The following is an 18742-nucleotide window of genomic DNA, read 5'->3' as shown; positions in this document are numbered from 1 at the left end:
GTGCGCTGTATTCGCCGACGGTGATCGATCGCGTGACGCCCGACATGCCGCTCGTGAAGTACGAGACGTTCGGCCCCGTGTCGCCGATCATGCGCTTTCGCGACATCGACGAAGCGATCCGGATGTCGAACAGCACCGACTATGCGCTGTCGTCGTCGGTGTGCACGAACCGCTTCGACAACATCACGCGCTTCATCACCGAGCTGGAAGTCGGCAGCGTGAACGTGCGCGAAGTGCCGGGCTATCGACTCGAACTGACGCCGTTCGGCGGCGTGAAGGATTCGGGGCTAGGGTACAAGGAAGGCGTACAGGAAGCGATGAAGAGCTTCACGAATACGAAGACGTATTCGCTGCCGTGGTAAGTGGCGTGTAAGGCGCTCGCGCCGGCTTCGCCGCCGGTGCGGGCGTTATTCGATCGGCTCATATCGTTAGCCGATTTGCGTTTTTGCCGTGCTCCAACGCGTCGGTAGAATTCGCGGACCTCTCGAACGGCGCATGCGTGCCGGCGGGATGATTCTCTCCAATCATTCGGGGTCCGCACCATGAAATTCCTCCGCTCCATCCTGATCGTCGCGCTGCTGCAGGCGACCGCGGCCACCAGTGCGCTGGCGGCCGACGACCTGTCGCAGATCAAATCGGCCGGCGTGTTCCGGGTCGGCACCGAAGGCACTTATGCGCCGTTCACGTACCACGACGAAACGGGCAAGCTGACGGGTTTCGACGTCGATATCGCCACGGCGATCGCGCAGCGCCTCGGCGTGAAGCCGCAGTTCGTCGAAGGCAAGTGGGACGGGCTGATCGCGGGCCTCGACGTGAACCGCTACGATGCGGTCGTCAATGAAGTGTCGATCACCGATGCGCGCAAGGCGAAATACGATTTCTCGTCCCCGTACATCACGTCGCACGCGGTGCTGATCGTGCGCGCGGACAACACGACGATTCGCTCGTTCGACGACCTGAAGGGCAAGAAATCCGCGAACACGCTGACGAGCAATTTCGGCAAGCTCGCGGCCGCGCATGGCGCCGACGTGGTTCCGGTGCAGGGCTTCAACGAATCGATCGACCTGCTGAGCTCGGGGCGTGTCGACGCGACGATCAACGATTCGCTGTCGTACCTCGATTTCCGCAAGCACAAGCCCGACGCGAAACTGAAGATCGCGGCGACCGACAAGACCGGTGCCGGCGATGCGTCCGGCGTGCTGCTGCGCAAGGGCAGTCCCGCGCTGGTGGCTGCGATCGACAAGGCGCTCGCGGACATCAAGGCCGACGGTACCTACGCGAAGATCTCGCAGAAGTACTTCGGCCGCGACGTGTCGCAGCCGTGACGCGAGGCTGAACGATGCCGGCCTGGCTGCACCTGATGGCGGAATCGCTGCGGCCGCTGCTTTACGCGGGGCTCGTGTTCACGGTTCCGCTCACGCTCGCGTCGTTCGCGATCGGCCTGCTGCTCGCGTTCGGCGCGGCGCTCACGCGGCTGTTCGGGCCGCGCTGGGCGCAAGCCGTCGTGCGCTTCTACATCTGGCTGTTCCGCGGCTCGCCGTTGCTCGTGCAGCTGTTCGTGATCTTCTACGGATTGCCGAACGTCGGCATCGTGCTCGACCCGCTGACGGCCGCCGTGATCGGCTTCTCGCTGAACGTCGGCGCGTACAACGCCGAGGTGATTCGCGGCGTGATCGAATCGATGCCGAAGGGACAGTGGGAGGCCGCCTACTCGATGGCGATGACGCGCGCGCAGGCATTGCGCCGCGCGATCCTGCCGCAGGCCGCGCGTGTCGCGCTGCCTGCACTGTCGAACTCGTTCATCTCGCTCGTGAAGGACACGTCGCTCGCGGCCGTGCTGACCGTGCCCGAGATTTTCCAGGCCGCGCAACGGATCGCGGCCGTGACCTACGAGCCGCTGATCCTCTATACAGAAGCCGCGGTGATCTATCTGCTGTTCAGTTCGGTGCTGTCCACGCTGCAACGTCGCCTCGAAGCCCGCTTCGGCCGGCACGCGCTGTTCCAGGCGGAGTTGCGATGATCCGTCTCGACCATATCGACAAGTCGTTCGGCGCACATCGCGTGCTGAGCGGAATCGACCTCGCGTTGCAGCCGGGCAGCGTGACCGCGCTGATCGGGCCGTCCGGCAGCGGCAAGAGCACGCTGCTGCGCTGCGTGAACCTGCTCGAAGTGCCGGAGGCGGGCGCGCTCACGGTCGGCGATGCGCGCATCGAGTTCGCGCCGGGGCGCCGGCCGTCGCGTGACGCGGTGTTCGCCGTGCGCAGGCAGACCGGCATGGTGTTCCAGAACTTCCAGTTGTTTCCGCACCTGAGCGTCGTGCAGAACGTGATGGAAGGGCTCGTGACCGTGCAGCGCTGGCCGCGCGAACAGGCGCGCCAGCGGGCGCTCGCGTTGCTCGGGAAGGTCGGCATCGCGGACAAGGCCGACGCATGGCCGGCCACGCTGTCGGGCGGTCAGCAGCAGCGCGTGGCGATCGCGCGGGCGCTCGCGCCGTCTCCGCAGGTGCTGTTGTGCGACGAGCCGACGTCGGCGCTCGATCCGGAACTGTCCGTCGAAGTAGTCGAGGTGCTGCGCCAGCTCGCACGCGAAGGCACGACGATGCTGATGGCCACGCACGACTTGCGCCTGGCCGCGTCGATCGCGCACGATGCGGTGTTCCTCGCCGACGGCCGCATCGTCGAAGCCGGTGCATCGCGCGACCTGTTCGGCCGGCCGCGCGACCCGCGCACCGCGAAGTTCGTCGCGACGCTCGCGCAGGGCGTACCGGCGTTCTGATGCGGGACGGAATGCCGGCGGTGGTCAGCCCGGCACGTGCCCATCCAGTACCGCGGCGACGATCGCCTCCGGCGCATCTTCCTGGACCAGATGCCCTGCTCGCGGCACCCTGATCAGCTTGCCGTTCGCGATGCGATCGGCAAGCGCCTGCCCCTGTTCGAGCGGAATCCACGCGTCGTCCTCGCCCCACACGATGCGCACCGGGAAGTCCGGCGGCGCGTAACGTGCCTCGGCTTCCTCGATGTAGCGTTGGCGCATCTGCGCGATCTGGCGATAGAACGCGGCCTGGCCGGCCGGCGTGAGCCACGGCGCACGGTAGATCGACAGTGTGTCGTCGCTCAGCGGCCGCGCCACTGCATTGCCGAGATAGGCCGACAGGAGCGCATGATGCGCGTATGCGGGCAGCCCGGTGAACGCGGCTTCGTGCTGCGCGACATGGCGTACGAACGGCGACCCTTGCGGCGCGATCGCGACCGGATTCACGAGCGTGAGATCCGCATACTCGATGCCGTCGAGAAAGTGCGCGCGCAGCACGGTTGCGCCGCCGTAGTCGTGCGCAAGCACGCGCGGCCGCGAAATTTCCCATTCATTCAGCAGCGCGCCGAACAGCGCGTTCTGGCGGCCGAGCGACACGTCCGCGTCCGGCATGTCGGACTGGCCGTAGCCGAGCAGGTCGTAGAAATACACGCGATGACGGCGCGCCAGCCACGGCGCGATCCGGCGCCACACCTGCGATGAAAACGGCGTGCCATGCACGAGCACGAGCGGTGGGCCTTCCCCGAGCCTGCCCCATGCAATCCGGTGGCCTTCGAAATTGAAGCGATTCGCGAGTTCGAGCATCGGCTTCTCCGTGCTAACCTGTTTTGGTTGTTAACAGGTTACGCCGGATTGTCCGGATATGAAACCGATAGGTGAAATTAAATGGTTACTCGATCCGAGCCTGCACGACACGCGCACACCTGGGGCGCGGCCGATTTCGTCGGTGGCCATCCGGCGCTCGACTTCCTCAATACGGTGGCCGACACGGGCAAGACGCGCGACGACGACAAGCTCGTCGACTGGCCGTGCGTGCGTGCGTGGGCGGAGCAATCGGGGTTGCTGGCGCCGGCCGATCTGGCGCGGCTGCTGCGTCATCCGCGGCAGGACGGGCCTGACGAACTGGCTGCGCTGCGCCGCTTTCGCGACGATGCGTACGCTGCGGTCGCGCACCTGACGGCCGAAGGTGGCGGCAGCGCCGGTGCGCGCGCGGCGGACCGGCTCGCGGTGGCGATCCGCGAAGCGATCGGGCGCAGCGCGTTCGACGCGGTCGACGGCCGCTTCGCGTGGCGGCCCGACGCGCGCGTCGCGTCACGCTGGATCGATGCGGCCGCGCTCGGCTTCGAGCAGTTGCTGCGCAGCGACGATTTCGCGCGCGTGCGGCAGTGCGGCCGGTGTACGTGGTTCTTCGTCGATCGCGGCCGCGGCGTCGGGCGCCGCTGGTGCGACATGCGCACGTGCGGGAACCGCGCGAAGGTCGAGGCGTTCAGGGAGCGGTGAAGCGCGCGTCATTGAGCGGCTTCGTGCGGCCGATGTTCGGGCCACAGTGTCGCGGCGATGAACAGCCCGGCGGCGAGGAACGGCGCACCGATCGCAAACAGGATGGCCGTGAGCCCCCAGCGATCCCAGAAGCGGTCGACGATCGCGCGTTCGGGCGTGACGGGGTCGTACAGCACGTCGACCGCATCGCCTTCGTGCAGGCCTGGATGCGACGACGCCGAACCCTGCGCGAACGTGATCAGCCGCCCGCTGTCGGTCGTGAACGCGACGATCGCCGAATACAGCGACGTGCGCAATCGCGCCGACCGCGCGTTCTTCGCGATCTCGACGACATGGCCGGTCGAGCGCGCATAGTGATGGACGATCTGCCACTGACGCAGGCCGGTCGCACCGGCGCCGGCGAGAAAGCCCGTGCCGATGGCGATCGGAATCAGCACGATCGCGATATCCCAGCGGCGCCGCGTTTCCTTGCGTGCGGCGCGGGTCGGCGGGGGCTCGGCTTGCCGGCGGCGACGCTCGCCGGCGATCAGCAGGCCGCCGATCGCGAACGACGCGACCGCGAGTAGCGCCGGCACGGCCACCGGAAACCAGCGTTGCGCGAAATCGTCGATCAGGGCGGGGCGGTCGGGGTGGTCGGGGTCGAGCAGCACGTCGACGTTCTCGCCGATGTCGTACGCGGGGACGGTCGACGCGGTATTGCCGGCAATTTCGCGGCGCAGGCCGTCGTTCGAGAGGTACGCGACGATCGGCCGGTACGCGCGCATCGCGTCGCTGTCCTGCACGATGCGCACGACGGTGCCCGGCGCGCGGACCAGGTGGCCGGTCGCGCGGCCGGTCGTGACGGCGAGTACGCCCGCCAGCACGAGCAGCACGACGCCGAGCGCCAGCGCGACGAGCGCGTCCTTACCGGGCATGGCCCGATCCGGTTCGTGCGTCGCGCGGCGGATTCGGGGGTACTCGGATGAACGGCTCGTCCCGACGGACAAGCCGATATCGGCGCAACCATGGCCTCTGAATGGTCGCGTCTCGTTCACATGCTTCCATGTCTGACGTCCCATGTTCTCTCAGTGCCGGCGGGCAACAGGACCTGCGCCGGTCGTGTGATATTTGTCGGACGATTCTAGCGGAAACGATGCGCAAGAGGCGTGCGGATGCGTCCCGCGAACGGCGCGCGCCGTGAATTCGGCGGCGGAAAAGGAAAAGGCCGGTTAGCTTGCGCTAACCGGCCTTTGAAATTCCTGGTGGGGCGTGAGTGACTCGAACACTCGACCTACGGATTAAGAGCCAAACCAAGCTGCTTGTACGTTACAGCTAATTCCTTGAGTTTACAAGGAATTTGTTGACTCCCGGTCGCTACAGTTGATTCGCCGTTACACCACTGCTCCGGCAGATTTCCGGCAGAAGATGGTCCGGCAGTTCCATTTCTTCCAGAAAGATGTCGACAAACGTTTCTGCGACGTTTCCCCATCCGGGAGGGCCGACCAGGTCGTTGGTTGTGGCGGAGATGAAACGCTCTCGGAGGTGCATTGTCCGTGTTCCCGTCCATCGGTCGATCAAGCCTGGATTCTCGCTCATCTTTTGTACGATCAACGGTAGCAAAATCTCGGTCGCCAGATCCTCGGATATGTCAACTTGTTCGCACCAGTACGAGAGCCAATGGCGGGGAATCTGCCTGAACTGGCTACACCACTTCTGCCGATGCTCATTGGGCGCTTCATCCCACAAGCAACCCCATTGCCATCCAAACCCGCGGAATAGCTCCGGTTGATCGGCCCAGGGGCATTCGATATCGAATCGTCCGTCTCTCGACAAGTCTGCATACGTGGGCCAGTAGTTGTCGTAGATGAGTTCGATGTCATCCGCGCCGACATGTCGCGGTAGCCCAAGGTTGGCCACTGGCATGCGATACAGCATTGCGAGGGCGTCGAGCTCATGAGTCTCGACAACGGCAATCAGATGGGCTGGGCGCCGCAACAGTCTCGCGACTCGGTTCTCTAGCGACTGTATTCCGCCAATCTGTACCGCCCGTGATTTGGGCCGAGAGGGGTCTAGGGAGTAGCGGTAACTGTTCCCGGACGTCAGTCCAAGTGCCTCGTCAAGCTTCTCATAGCTGAGCCCGGTAAGGTCGCGTGCCTCCCTGATCAGCATCGCAGTGAAACGGCTGATTGCGGTTTTGAGCCGTCGTCCTTGGTTGGGGCCAACGTTCGCCATTGATTACCAGTTCAAAAACTGGCCCTAGTTCGGATACCCGACGAATTCTAGGCTATCGACATGTTCACTGCCAGTCACTGGTGATTGCAAATGAAGAAAGCAGACACTGATTTCCGACAGACATTCGCTCGGATGGCGCCGCAAGCGATCGTTACGCGCGACGAACTCGCGGCACTGTTGGCGACCACCGTTGGCGCGATCGCGCAAATGACCTACAGGGGGGAGCTGCCGCAGACTGCCTTTCCGGATAAACGACGGGCATGTTGGTTTGCTGCTGATATTCGCGAGTGGTTGGACGACGTTGCAGCGCGGAGGGCAGGCCATGAAGCACCAGTGCCTAGTGAGACGAACTCGGACACGGTTCGACCGCGCATCGGCCGCCCGCGACATGCAACGGGTGAGTGATGGCTGACCAACTACCGGTACAAGGTGAACTTTTCAGGGCTGAGACTGGCTGGTTTCACGTCTTTCGGTCATTCGTCGACAGTGGGGCGATGGCGGAAATGGATGGGGCGACCCTGAAGGTCTACCTGGTCATCAAGACACACACGAATATCGAAACCGGGATTGCTGGCCCGATCGGGCACAAAACGATCGCATCAAAGTCCGGTTTGCACCAGTCGTCCGTTAAGCGCGCGATCAAAGAACTCGAATCGCTTGGATATCTGTCGAAGTCGCCGCGTGGACGCTCACACGAGTATCGCTTCACGGAGAAGTGGCGTGTCCAGGACAAGGACGGGCGACAGACTGCGATAGCGTCATGGGGATACGTTCCTTCATTAGTGAAGCCGACGGCGGATGAATTACGGGCGGGACTACTGGCCGGGCGTCTGCCGCCGGACGTTCACATTGAACGTCTGCAAGTCAACATTAACCATGTCGCTCCCGGCGCCGTTGTGATCAATTTCCAGGAAGGGGAGCAGACCGAGGGAGTGGCGAAAATTAGCGATCCGGCTCTGCGTAACGCACTCAATGCGCTCCTGGTCAAGCGCGTCAATGTGCCCAGGGAGGCATCGGCACAAAGTTATACACAGATCGTGGATGGTCGGGATCAGGAGTGATCTGCGTCGCGGACGAAAGGGATCACACGCGAGCTGCATTCATGGGGAAGTGGTCCCCCCATGAGCTACTAAATAGAGAGAGCCTTTTATCTAAAAGAGGGCGGGGCGACCAGCGATGATGCTCAGAAGATGAGTCTTCACCCATGGAAAATGTCAGGCTACCCCGGAATTTGTCAGATGCGCTCCTAGAGCATGGCAGGCTTCCCATTTCTGCACAGCGGAAATGGTGTGGGGTATGCGTGGCCGAGTCGTTCGTAAGGACCATGAAGCACAATTGCGTCGCCTGTATGGACAAGCCAGATGGGCCAACAGCGCTCTCGCATCTGGCCGTAGTGTTCAACCGCTACAACGACGCCGTTCGCATAAAGCATTGAAATACCGCTCGCCTCGGGAGTTTCGGCAGACTGCTGCGGTCTTGGCGTAACAATGTACAAGTGCCCTGACTTGCGGGCGCAACTCCTGGGGGAGCGAGAAAGGACCCCACTCGCGTTTTCGCGTACGCGAAAATCCTGGCAGACGATCGATTCCATGTGCCGCACGTATTTCGTCGTGAGCAGTCAGTTCGGTATCGCGAGCGCTGTGGCTGGCGTTCAAAAACACAGACGCGGAAAATCGGCCGACGACCATTGCTGACCCGGTGTGGGCTATTGCGTTGGCGATGCCTATGGCCGATTCGGAGATGGTGCGGCCGTACGGGGGGCGCTAGTTAGGTACAGCTATCCATCAAGAAGTTTGGGTACGTAGATACCGAACCGACGAAGGCAAGCAATCTGGTGCTGAGCAACATTGCGATGCTCGTCCGGTACTTACGCTTGCTCGCCATTCATGTTGTCAAGGAGCGCTAGTATTTCGTCGGCTGTGACGTTGTAGTTGCGCTGCACCCGCAAATACAACACCAACCACTTGATCATGGTTTCATGCAGCGGCCCAACGAAGGCGCGGGATGTCGCATCAGCCAACTCGGCCAACTCGTCTTCCGTGACAGGTTGCCGCGAATCGACATGTGACGACACGAGATTAAGCAAATCGATCAGGCCGCAAACATTGAACAGGAAAACTCCCGGTGCCGAAATTTCAGTGCTAATGCCTTGTGACATTGGCACTACGAGCTCCTCCGTAAGCATTCGCGCCGCGCCCTCGATATGCTCACGAGCGGACGTCATACTTACGATTACAAGAGATCCGGCAGCTTTTCTTAGACGTACTATTGCAAGGTGAAGATTAAACGACTCGTTCTTAAGGCCGCTGATAATCAGTTCCCGAAGCGCATCGTCTAATCCGTGAAGAGCGAGTTCCGGGCCGATGATGGACTCAAGTTCTGGTATAGGCTCCATATCGATGGCCAATAGCCCAGCCTCACCAATTGAGTTGCTAATGAATTCAACGGCTCCTAGTTCAATGAATAGTTGCGCTGCTGACACATACGTTTCGAGGGCCCTTGAGTTTTCTCCGGCATATGCTAAGCAGTTTCCGATGTGATGCAGGATCGATCCACGATTGATGGGATCGTTGCGCGCCTCAGTTCCGATCAAAGCCTCTTCGTATAGAGGCAGGGCCTCTGCCGGTCGATCACTAAACTCCAGGGAGCGCGCCAAGGTGAATAGCACTTGGTCTGCAGCGCGCGTCCCCCGCATGCCAGCCGCAGCATACAGATCAAACGCCTCCCGCCCAAGACGTTCCGCCTCGCGATATGCGCCACGTTCACCGGCGTCCAAAGCCTGCATGGCACGCAGCGCAATGAGATCGCTCTCGGAGGCCGCCTGTGAGATCTTTCGAGCTTCTTCGAGTGCACTCGCGGCGCCAAGTCGATCGTCGGAACGAAGACATAGAGAGTGGAGTTGTTGCAACGTTTCAATTGCATCACTAGTATCTCCGTCGTCTATCGCGACTTGCGCTGCGCGCGCCATCATCTGTTTTCCGATTCGAAATCTACCGCTTGTAAAAAGAAATGTCATCAGAACGGAGGCGTAACCCGAGATAGCCTCCCGGAGAGTTACATCTCGCTGAACTGCTCGACTCGCTATATCAAAAGCAGACAGAATGTTTGGAAACGCTCGCTCCATCAACTGCATTCCTGCATAATGCCGTCCACCGTGAATGAGTTCGCCGTCGATGTATGCTGCGTGGAAGAGCATGGACCGCACAAACCCGCTAATCAAAGAATGTTCATTTGATACAGGGTGGTCAGCCAGCCACGCTTCGGCAAAGGCTCGAACGGGCGAAGTCATGGAGATAAACACTAACCGCCCATTGCGTTCGACCTGGACGAGCTCCCAACGCCGAAGCCCTGCCACGGCCGCTCCAAGGTCCGGGACTTCGACCAGGTTAGCCTCGATCGTATGCTGGTAAATTCCAGCGGGGCTATGTGCGCAGATCCACATCAGTCGCCGCTCCTGAGGATCAAGGTTCTCCGCGGCAAGTTTGAGGCACAGATTCAGGGACGTTTGTGTCGTTTGACTCCGGCGCTTAGGCATTTGAAGGGCAGTCGCGCCATTGATGGTGATACGTTGAAGCACCTCCGAGGGCGAACCAAAGTGAGCTATTAAAGCAGCAAGAATACGGAGCGTTAGCGGGTGTCCTTCCGAAAATTCGGCGAGCGCGGTCACGTCCTCCTTCCCTTGTTCACCTTGGTCGTCGTGTGGAACATCGGCTAACATGCTCGTCGCTTCAGCCTGACTCAATCCGCCGAGTGGTAATTCATAATCGAAGCGTACTTCAGTGAGTTTCACTTGGGACGTCACAACAATCTGAGTGACAGATGTGGAGGCGATCAGATTGTCAATTATCTCGGTCAGGCCCTCAAAATCACCGCTCAACCGTTCGACGCCGTCAAACACGATGCAGGCCCGATGCTGGTCCAATTGTGCGGATGCTTCCGTATAGCTTCCGACACCCAGACGGGCAACCAGTGCGTTTAATGCGTCTTCGAGTTCCGCTCTTGTGCCGTATTGGTCAACCGAAAGCCAATACAGAGGTCTGCCACTGCTCACCTTACGTAACGCGCGTAGCATGAGCTGCGATTTTCCGATGCCACCGAGACCTGTCACCAATACGGTGCGCTGTGATCGCAGCGCATCAATTAGCTGCGAGAGTTCGTGAGTACGTCCTACGAACACTGATGCCAATGGCGGTGGTGGGAAGCCATCACGGCTATCTGATCCCTGCCGCAACGACGCGCGTACACGATCAACCAATCTTTGCTTTAAAGCGTCGATTTCAATGCGTGAAATTACACCCGTGTCATAAGAACCGTGACACGCTTTGCACAGACGAATTATGTTGTGGGGATGATGGCTCCGACTGATCGCGTAAGCATCGATGTGTGCATTCTCAAGCGGCCCTCCTGATCTGCATCGAGCACACCCTGCGGCGCACTCGACCTTCAGATACTCGTCAATACAACGCGGAATTGCAGGTCTGCTTTCACCCAGTTGAGACCACGGCTCTCGAAGGTGAGAGTCGAAATCAGTGAGGTCGCGTGTTGAGAAGCGGATTTCCCCTCGAACTTCTATTGTCCTCAATCGCATACCCGCCTCTTTGGGGGCGCGTTTTGCGAAAGCGAACAGTAGCTCCGGCGTAACGCCCAGTCTATCCGCCGCCTCCAAAGGTGTGAGGAGGGACTCGGATCCGGCGGCGTTGATTTGCGATGCTTCTGGCATTTCATCGATCGGCATCGGCGTTACCTTGTCGCATTTATTATTTCAAGTTTATCATCAACGATCTTCTCTACCGGACGAGTTGTGCACAACCCGTCCGGAACGTTAGTTTTTCTCGATGCTTCTATTCGGATACCATATAACTACCGAACGCCGAGACGTTAGCCATTTCGCGTAAGCTCACGAATAAGGCCGCTGGTGAACAGTCCCCAGTGCGAACGGAGTTCACCATATGCTTCTTCTGGCTCTCGGTGCATGTTCTCAGCCTTCGCATATGCTAGTAGCAAGAGGTCAATACCAGAGGAGAGCTTTTTTAGCAAAGCCGAAACGTCGTCGACACTCAACTCGTCGGGCGCCTGGGCGGCCATGTTTTTTAGCGGCAGGACCATCTCGGCGAAGAATGGGTGTCGGGTGTTGAACTTGACGATTGCCTTGCCGTGGAGATGTCTGATGTCGATCAGCTCTTTGCCGGGCCAGCCGGCATCGACAACCGTTAGGGCGCGCTCTTCAAAGCTTTTGCGAATCCACTTCACCTTTTCGCGATCCTCCGGCTGGCTGACGTCCAGCTCAAGATCATCGGCAAGCTCCTCCATGGTCTTGTCGACTGCCTCAGGATTCGGGTCGCCAAAGCCGGCCTGTCCTTGCGGCGCAGTGCGTTCGAACTGATCCACTGCCTCGTGGGCAGGCACGTGGTTGTCGCCCGTGGCCAGGCTCTTTTGTTGCTCGACCTCGCCCCAGTAACGGCGAACCTCCTTGCGCGCGTAGGCGACTGGTTTACTCAGTGCGGTGCGAAGCTGCTCGCGCAGCTTTAAGACCGGCTCCGCACCGCGCTTTACATTTCGTACCTGAAAGTACTCGTCCAACTCGGCTGGAAACGAGACCTCGATACCAATAAAGCGGTCAACGATGTCCACCCCATGCGGTAGCAGCTTTGGAACGATTTCGTAGTAGATCTCCCGGCCGTTGCGGAGGATGCTGAGTTTGCCCTCATTGTCCGGGATGTAAAGGTCCTTGAAGTCTTCGCGGCCCCTGGCGCTTCCTCGACCGCCCACCCCTTTATCCTTTCGCACTTCCTCGGGCAGAAGAGATACAGTCCAAGTCACCTTATGACCGTCGATAATGAATTCGTCCTGCTGGATGATTTTTGCGCGGGCGTCCTTGCCGACCCTTTTCTCGACCCGCGGGTTGTTGAGTATGAAAAGCGGATCGTGCAACGTCACTTCGGTGCCGTCGAGGTCGATGTACAACCCCGCGTCGATGAATCGGCGGTAGGCGCGCGCCAAGAACTTGGTTAGGTCAGAGATCCGCTGGTCCACACCCTCCCCGTAGTGCCCTCCACGGCGAAGACGATCGATCTTCCGCCAGACGACGAGCGTACCTTGACCAAAGGGCTCGTTTGTTTCAGGGTGCCGCATCAAGCCTTCGAAGTCGTTTGGCCAAGTGCCGACATCCTCCACGTAGAGGTATTCCTGAGTCCCCGCTTGGACGTCTTCGAGGTCCAAGACGGTTCTGTAGACGGTGGTCTCGCCTCGAGCCTTCGTGTAGATCTCAGCGCGCCGACCCTGGCTGAGCGCGGCGAGCTTCAACCCCATGCCGAAGCGGCCTAGGCCCTTCCGGGAGTTGTAGCGAGAGGAATACCCAACTGAAAGGACGTTAGGCAGAATTTCGAGGGGTATCCCGCCACCGTTGTCGGCAATGCCGATGTCGCTGATGGAGCCGTCCGAGGCCTTTAGTGTGCCAATCCGAATAATAGATGCGCCAGCCTCAAATGAGTTGTCGACGGGCTCTCCAATGGCTGCACTCAGATCGAAGCCCGAGTCCCGGGAGCTTTCGAGAGCTTGGCCTTGGTGAGTCAACGGGGCACGAATGTCCAATGCGTTCATAGTTTTACTCCGGTTAGCTGAGGCAGTCGAACGATCCGTCCCAGCGGGGTGAAAATGTGAAACGTATGACTGCCTATTTAAGGGGCACAATCAGTTCCATTTGAGACACATTCGGGGAGTTGCTCGTCTCCTTGTCGGTGTCTTGGCAGATGAAGCACGGTCTTCCGCTGCCTTTTGGCGAACCGGGATGGTTTCGGTTAGTAGTCGAGTACTGCAGAGCGTGGAACAGCGCACATTCCATATCGAACGCGCGTTCGGCGTCAGGAAAGACGGCAAAACCGAAGTGTTCTGCCCGTCGTGCCTTGGCGTGTGTCACGAGCCGGTTCCGCAAGTCCTTGTCTGAGCGACCCACGTATATGGGCTTGCCGCGGCAATACAGCAGGTACGTGCCTGCCTTCCCACGCGGGACAAGCGCTCTAACCAGCCACGGCTTCAGACTGAACAGGCGATGTTGCCGGCCGATCACAGCGGCGTCCCCATTCTGAGCGCACGGGCACGTGCACGAGCACGGCTCAGCCGCTCCCGCACGCGCTGTACCGGTAGACCAATCTCGAGGGCGATCTCTCCGGCATCAGCGCCGTCGGCGGACAGCTCCAGCAGCGTGCGCTCCGCAGTCGGCATGCGAGACAGGACGGCCTCGATGTCGAGCCCGCTCTCCGCGATGCTGTGATTGATTGGGCGGTCAGAACCGAACGACAGACTATGGAGAAACTCGTCTTCCAAGACCGAACGTCGCTTGAGCTTCTTGCTCGCATTGGAAAGCGCGTTTCGGACCAAGTGAGGAGGGGGTGCAGAACGCTGCGCGTTGTTGACCAGCTCAGTAAGAGCCTCTTCCGCTTGATCGGTCAGCCAGTGGTTGAACCCTTGGGTGCGAGCAATGCGCCTATAAAGCGCTGCGCACGCCTCGACGACGTGAGGATGCATGATTGACTCCTATGCGTGGCTACTGGCGCCGAATGGTCGCTGGTGGCCGCAGTTGGAATGTTGATGATATACGAGGTGCGCATCGCTGCGCGACTCTCGTGAACATTAGGGGTGTGAAACCAAGTGTATTGCAGAGGAACGCAAAAATTCGCACGGCGCAGTCAACGAGCGAGCGTTTCAGTGAATTCACATGGCACGAGTGAATAATTGGGGGCAGATTTTTGGGCGTCGCTCTAAACCGGTTCCTACCACGCAATCGGCGGTGGTCGACCCGCTGTGGCCAACCGACAGCGTGTCAAGCGGTTGATGGCCTTCGAGATAGCGGTCACCCGCGCTCCTCCGTGTGCGGCCCATCTTGCTCCGCAGTGATGGCTGTCCTAAGCCGTTGGCAGCCGGCAGCTCGGTGTCAAAGCAATCCCGGACCAGGTAAGCGGGAATCGTCTGGAACCGGTTCTCAAATCTGGCGAGCGTGGCTAGCTTGAGGTTTCGTTTATTTCGCTGTAGACTGATTTATCCTACAGCGAAAATGGTGTGTATGCCTGTTCAATTTATCCACGACGCCGACGGTAAACCGGTGTATGCAGTCATTCCTATAGACGAATATTCGAAGATGAAAGACGCGTACGTTACGGGGGAGAGCCCTTCGACCCAGGAATCGCTTTTGAGCGCTGACCTGCTTTACATCACGCTACCGCACGGCGGTCCTGACGCTCGAATCGATATGCGTCAATTCGTGGAGGCCTGGCTGAGCCGGGGAACAAGCTTCGTTGCGCTGCCTATGCCCGTTAACAAGCGCCGGCAGGTGTACTCGAAGTTCATCGGCAATGGTCTCAATACGTTGGATCCGATTCTGCGGCGCTGTTTCTTGCCTGATCGTTCACCTTATGCCAATACAATGCAGGCGACGAACGCAGTAGTCGACGCCCTTGAGCAAACCGGCGTGTTCACTCGGACGGTCGAGGGATACGACGGGTTTTATCGGCCGGTCCAGTGTATCCGCATCAATGAGGAGAAAGCACGGGAGTTTCTTCAGGTTCACGGACAACCCAAAGAACGATTGGACCCGAGCCTGTTTATTCTGCCCTAAACGTCACCATCGCTCAGCTCGTTTAAGAGCTCGATATCTGCCAGAAAATGGTTGCCGGTGTGCTGTATGCGGACGTTTGTAGGGTAGACGTGAACGTCCGATTTTTTGCCGCTCCCGGTCTGAGACGCAGGGAGTTCAAGGACGCCGGTTTGTGCCGAAATGTGAGCCCACAAGCAACCGCTTGAGATGCGCACGAGTTTTCGGAATACGCATGCCGCGCGCTGTCCGGGATTGCGTCGACTATCAGCCGACGATAGAACGCCGCCAGCTAGGCGTGACCGAGAACGAGAACGAGCAGGAGGACGATTGGTGCGGGTGACGCCGAGCAGATACGTCATAAGGGCATCTCGTCTCGCAATTGGTTGACCAGATCGAGTGTGACTAGACGGGCCGTGCACGCGTTCGGTAGGACGGCTAGGCCGTTTCGAGTAGTCGGCGTATCCGTGTTCAACCGCCGTGCTGCACGAGTGAGCGCCGACATTACGCAATCGATCAGGCTGACATGATCGCTTTTCATGCTGTCTTGGTCCGCTTCATGTGGTTGGTTTGCTCGCTAAGTATGCGCCCGAACTGCTCGAACGCGGCGTCAACATAAAGCATCGTCGCTGCCTTGTCGGTCACTGCGCGCTCGTCGAGCCGGGCGTCGCCGGCGCGCTTCCACTCTCTGACAGTTTTCTCATCGCGTTTCCTCTCGGCCATATCGAGTAGGGCACCGAGAAGCTCGCCACGATCACGTAGCGGCTTACCAGTGGCACTATCGACCAGCCCTGCGAGTATCAGCAGGCCAGCTACCTTATACAGTTCGTGATTCCGTGCTTTGCGCTCCGCCTGCTTCACGGCTGTTACGACACGTGCTGCTTCGGCACGTGCTTTCTGCGCACGCTCTTCCGCCTTTTCTGCCTTGATAAGCGTGTCCAATTTTCGTTGATCGTCTGCGGAGCGAAACCGCTTCTCAGTCAGCAGTAACAGCATGCGTTGTCGGTCGGTTGGCTTTTTCAAGCCGCGAATGTAGGCGACGCGATGCTCAATCCATTCGGTGGTCATGGTCACTCCTCTATATGCCGTAATCCTAATTATATGGCGCAACATAACGCGGTGGCGTATCCTTCTGCAGAGCAGAAGGCGCGCTTAGTTGTTTCTCGGCAAGCCGAGAAACGCGCGACCCTCCGGGCGGATTTTCGCGTACGCGAAAATGGAAACTGCTATCGAGGTTCCATCAATGTTCCACTGATGTTCCCTTTGTGTTCCTCCAGTGTTCCTCCAGTGTTCCTCCAGTGTTCCTCCAGTGTTCCTCCAGTGTTCCGTCGATGTGCCTGTTTGTTCCATCGATGTGCCGTTTGGTTTCCTCTGGAGTGCGGCGCTTTCGGAAAAGGTGTCTTCGTGGCGATAGGTCGTCTGAGTATGAAAGTTGGAAAGGCCGGCAAGGCTGCGCCTCATGCCGCCTACATCTCACGGGCGGGGCGGTATGCGAATCGGCTCGAACGCGGCGAGGTGCTCGAAGCGACCGAGGCAGGCAATCTACCCGCTTGGGCCGAGCACGACCCGCAGCAGTTCTGGCTTGCCGCAGACGCAAACGAACGGACCAACGGCACAACGTACCGCGAAATGGAGATCGCGCTGCCGCGCGAGTTGACACCAGGGCAGCGCGCCGACCTTGTGCGTGAGTTCGTGCGGCAAGAGATTGGCAATCACCACGCATATCAGTGGGCGATTCACTCTCCAACGGCTGCGGACGGTAAAGAACAGCCTCATGTACATCTGATGTTCAGTGAGCGCCAACGCGACGGGGTCGAACGCGATCCGGATCAATACTTCAAACGCTACAACGCTAAGGCCCCAGAGAAGGGTGGGGCGCGCAAAGGCTATGGTCCGCATGCAGGGCAGACTTTGACGCGCGGTGAGCGGGCCGACGACCTCAAGGCACTACGTGGCCGCTGGCAGGAAACGGCAAATGTGCATCTGCATCGTGCTGGACACGATGCGCGGATCGATATGCGCAGCTATGCCGAGCGCGGTCTAGCGATGGAGCCGGAAGCTAAGCAACTACCCAGTCAGTGGCGCGGCGACGGTCGTGCGAAGGTTCTGGAGCTTCGAGCGGCACGCGCCGATTTGCGGCAAGCGCGACGAGAGCTGAGTGACCTGGTACCTAATGTGCGCGCCGAGGTAATCGATCTGGAAGCCGCGCGAGCACAGCGAAGAAGCAAGGCAGAGTTGCCGTCAGGAACGGCGAAAGCGCTACGAGAGCAGTTTGAAGGGCATATCGACGGGCAGTCTGCGGCAGTGAAGGAAATGGCGCGCGAGATATTCGAGCGACGTGTCGCAGCTCAGCAACGAGATGCCTTTGAGCGGAGGATAGCGAACAAACCGCCAGCGAATCAGGAAAAGCTGCGTGCGGCCTTCAATGAGCGGCTGGCCCGGCAAGTGGGCCAGCCGAAGGACGAGAAGCAGCCCGAGCGAACGACGCAGGTCCCGCATCGATCCGGTCAAAATGACAAGGAGCGTTAGGCGTTACCGCCGGGTTTGCGGCGATATGCCGAGGACTGGCCGCTTCCTGTCGGGGCAGCGCTCGTCGTCCGGTCGGTGCCTTGCTGATGTGCCAAAGTGCTCGCGCGCCGGTAGGCCGGCACTCCACCGGAACTATCAGACGAAGAATTGCTACCGACGATTGCGCCGCCGCGGTTAGCCCCCGATGACGACTGCTTACCGGGTTGCACTTGTGGGACGCCGGCGCTCCAATTTCCCATCGCCTGACGAGCCATGCCGAGGCCGTGATCAAGCGCCATGCCGCCCACTAGGCCCGAGGTGATATGTGGCAGTTGCCAGATAACCACCGCGAGTACGGCGCAGACGGCCAGCAAGTCAAAAGCATCACCCAACTGGCTTGTGTTGCCGCTCGTCATGCTGCTCGACATGTGGTCGGTGAAGTACTGAGCGATTTGCATGAACAGGCCGCAGGCGCCTACGAGCATGGCTTGCAGGAAGGCATAGTTGAGTACCTTCGAAACCCACTTATCGAAGTAAGGCGCGACCGTGGGGAACGCTAGGCACGCAATGAATGCCGGTCCGACAGCGAGCAGAAACACCAAAGCCATTTTCGCGACGAGCATAACAACCAGCGTGAACACCGCGACGAGCCCGCCGGAAATCAATACGACGCTTCCGGCGAACACATCGCTCCAGCCACCCCAAGGTAAGGACTGGCTGCCGCGATCCCAAAGGGCCATGCCAAGATTCGCTACCGTCTGGTTAAAGGTGTCTAGGGCGCTATAGAGCGATGTAGAACTGGGCCAGAAAATCTGAGCCATGCCGTTGATGAAGTCTTGGACGCCGCCAACAATCATCGATTGATAGTTGCCGACGCTGAGTGCGATACCGAGTACTAGGCCAATTTTGATGGCTGTCAGTAGAAAGTTCATCACGGGCGATTCGGCAAGTCCAGTCATCACTCGGTAGCCGTACCACATGACCCAAACCGTTAAAACAAGAAGCACGATCGGTGTTATGCCGCCGACCAGGCGCGAAGAAACGCTCGTAACCCATGTGGCCGTAGCGTTGTCTATCGAGGTTCCGACGTAGGTGTAGATGTCTGCCATGTTGTATTCCTCAATT

The 18742-nt window shown here is 59.7% G+C and carries 17 protein-coding genes and 1 pseudogene; 10 read left to right on the top strand and 8 right to left on the bottom strand.

The genetic code is table 11. The features are described from left to right. From HWX87_RS31370 to HWX87_RS31355, 4 genes are all read left to right on the top strand, one after another. Nucleotides 1–362 (top strand): aldehyde dehydrogenase family protein (locus tag HWX87_RS31370; protein ID WP_176050850.1); only part of this gene is annotated, 362 nt, incomplete at its 5' end. A 180-nt stretch (nt 363–542) separates the two neighbouring features. Beyond that, the gene (locus HWX87_RS31365; protein ID WP_176050849.1) at nt 543–1325 is read left to right on the top strand and encodes an amino acid ABC transporter substrate-binding protein; all 783 of its coding nucleotides are present in this window, start codon (nt 543–545) and stop codon (nt 1323–1325) included. A 14-nt stretch (nt 1326–1339) separates the two neighbouring features. After that, complete coding sequence (locus tag HWX87_RS31360; protein ID WP_176050848.1) at nt 1340–2020, top strand: amino acid ABC transporter permease; 681 nt, start codon at nt 1340–1342, stop codon at nt 2018–2020. Next, nucleotides 2017–2775 (top strand): amino acid ABC transporter ATP-binding protein, encoded by a 759-nt coding sequence (locus HWX87_RS31355; protein ID WP_176050847.1) that lies wholly within the window; start codon nt 2017–2019, stop codon nt 2773–2775. Before HWX87_RS31360 ends, HWX87_RS31355 begins: the two co-directional genes overlap by 4 nt. 24 nt (nt 2776–2799) lie before the next feature. On the opposite strand, the gene HWX87_RS31350 is transcribed toward HWX87_RS31355, so the two are convergent. Continuing rightward, the gene (locus HWX87_RS31350; protein WP_176050846.1) at nt 2800–3615 is read right to left on the bottom strand and encodes an alpha/beta hydrolase; all 816 of its coding nucleotides are present in this window, start codon (nt 3613–3615) and stop codon (nt 2800–2802) included. Nucleotides 3616–3696: 81 nt separating this feature from the next. Here HWX87_RS31350 and HWX87_RS31345 point away from each other — a divergent pair, with 81 nt between their 5' ends. After that, nucleotides 3697–4311, top strand: coding sequence for a CGNR zinc finger domain-containing protein (locus HWX87_RS31345; RefSeq protein ID WP_176050845.1), 615 nt, complete (start codon nt 3697–3699; stop codon nt 4309–4311). Between the two features lie 8 nt (nt 4312–4319). Here the strand turns inward: HWX87_RS31345 and HWX87_RS31340 are convergent, their stop codons facing one another. Further along, nucleotides 4320–5369 carry a DUF3592 domain-containing protein gene (locus HWX87_RS31340; protein ID WP_176050844.1) on the bottom strand — a complete coding sequence of 350 codons (1050 nt, stop codon included), beginning with the start codon at nt 5367–5369 and terminating at the stop codon, nt 4320–4322. A 295-nt stretch (nt 5370–5664) separates the two neighbouring features. Further along, on the bottom strand, nt 5665–6225 hold the full coding sequence (locus HWX87_RS31335) for a hypothetical protein (protein WP_176050843.1): 561 nt from the start codon (nt 6223–6225) through the stop codon (nt 5665–5667). 387 nt (nt 6226–6612) lie between these two features. On the opposite strand from HWX87_RS31335, the gene HWX87_RS31330 reads away from it, so the two are divergent. The 3 genes and pseudogenes from HWX87_RS31330 to HWX87_RS31320 form a co-directional block, all read left to right on the top strand. Then, nucleotides 6613–6927: a hypothetical protein gene (locus HWX87_RS31330; RefSeq protein ID WP_176050842.1), complete on the top strand. Its 315-nt coding sequence runs from the start codon at nt 6613–6615 to the stop codon at nt 6925–6927. Next, nucleotides 6927–7583, top strand: a complete 657-nt coding sequence (locus tag HWX87_RS31325) for a helix-turn-helix domain-containing protein (RefSeq protein ID WP_176050841.1) — start codon at nt 6927–6929, stop codon at nt 7581–7583. Before HWX87_RS31330 ends, HWX87_RS31325 begins: the two co-directional genes overlap by 1 nt. 239 nt (nt 7584–7822) lie before the next feature. Beyond that, nucleotides 7823–8007: pseudogene (locus HWX87_RS31320) on the top strand (integrase core domain-containing protein); the annotation flags it as partial. 382 nt (nt 8008–8389) lie between these two features. Here the strand turns inward: HWX87_RS31320 and HWX87_RS31315 are convergent. The 3 genes from HWX87_RS31315 to HWX87_RS31300 all read right to left on the bottom strand — a co-directional run bounded on the left by HWX87_RS31315 (nt 8390) and on the right by HWX87_RS31300 (nt 14046). Beyond that, complete coding sequence (locus tag HWX87_RS31315; RefSeq protein ID WP_176050840.1) at nt 8390–11257, bottom strand: hypothetical protein; 2868 nt, start codon at nt 11255–11257, stop codon at nt 8390–8392. Nucleotides 11258–11400: 143 nt separating this feature from the next. Continuing rightward, nucleotides 11401–13122, bottom strand: a complete 1722-nt coding sequence (locus HWX87_RS31310) for an ATP-binding protein (RefSeq protein ID WP_176050839.1) — start codon at nt 13120–13122, stop codon at nt 11401–11403. Nucleotides 13123–13584: 462 nt separating this feature from the next. Beyond that, a complete protein-coding gene (locus HWX87_RS31300) occupies nt 13585–14046 on the bottom strand; it encodes a sigma factor-like helix-turn-helix DNA-binding protein (protein WP_176050837.1) in 462 nt (153 codons plus the stop codon). Between the two features lie 535 nt (nt 14047–14581). Between HWX87_RS31300 and HWX87_RS31295 the strand changes: the two genes are divergently transcribed. Then, nucleotides 14582–15133, top strand: coding sequence for a hypothetical protein (locus HWX87_RS31295; protein ID WP_176050836.1), 552 nt, complete (start codon nt 14582–14584; stop codon nt 15131–15133). Between the two features lie 513 nt (nt 15134–15646). Here the strand turns inward: HWX87_RS31295 and HWX87_RS31290 are convergent. Then, the gene (locus tag HWX87_RS31290) at nt 15647–16177 is read right to left on the bottom strand and encodes a conjugal transfer protein TraD (RefSeq protein WP_176050835.1); all 531 of its coding nucleotides are present in this window, start codon (nt 16175–16177) and stop codon (nt 15647–15649) included. A 357-nt stretch (nt 16178–16534) separates the two neighbouring features. On the opposite strand from HWX87_RS31290, the gene HWX87_RS31285 reads away from it, so the two are divergent. After that, the gene (locus HWX87_RS31285; protein ID WP_208456554.1) at nt 16535–17638 is read left to right on the top strand and encodes a MobA/MobL family protein; all 1104 of its coding nucleotides are present in this window, start codon (nt 16535–16537) and stop codon (nt 17636–17638) included. Here the strand turns inward: HWX87_RS31285 and HWX87_RS31280 are convergent. Continuing rightward, nucleotides 17635–18726 (bottom strand): type IV secretion system protein, encoded by a 1092-nt coding sequence (locus HWX87_RS31280; RefSeq protein WP_176050834.1) that lies wholly within the window; start codon nt 18724–18726, stop codon nt 17635–17637. The two genes, HWX87_RS31285 and HWX87_RS31280, sit on opposite strands and share 4 nt — an antisense overlap. Between the last annotated feature and the right edge of the window lie 16 nt (nt 18727–18742).

Origin of the sequence: Burkholderia sp. BCC1644 (genome assembly GCF_902833225.1) — a bacterium.
Lineage (GTDB): Bacteria > Pseudomonadota > Gammaproteobacteria > Burkholderiales > Burkholderiaceae > Burkholderia.
This window is presented reverse-complemented; position numbering and strand designations above follow the sequence as displayed.